Genomic DNA, 265 nt, shown 5'->3' with positions numbered 1-265 from the left:
CAACAACGGCATCAGCGTGCAGTCGGAATGCCCGATCGGGCTGATTGGCGACGACATTGAGGCGGTGTCGCGCAAGAAGGCCAAGGAGCACGAAAAGACGATCGTGCCGGTACGCTGCGAGGGCTTCCGCGGCGTCTCGCAATCGCTCGGCCACCACATCGCCAACGACGCCATCCGTGACTGGGTTTTCGACAAGAACGAAGTCGAGTTTGAGACCGGCCCTTACGATGTCAACGTCGTCGGCGACTACAATATCGGTGGCGAC

General features: G+C 60.4%; 1 protein-coding gene. It reads left to right on the top strand.

The features are described from left to right. Nucleotides 1-265, top strand: a 265-nt coding sequence (locus MOV76_RS39615; RefSeq protein ID WP_309506946.1) for a nitrogenase component 1, incomplete at both ends; no start/stop codon positions are given.

Origin of the sequence: Rhizobium sp. PRIMUS64 (assembly GCF_023006465.1) — a bacterium.
Lineage (GTDB): Bacteria > Pseudomonadota > Alphaproteobacteria > Rhizobiales > Rhizobiaceae > Rhizobium > Rhizobium leguminosarum.
This window is presented reverse-complemented; position numbering and strand designations above follow the sequence as displayed.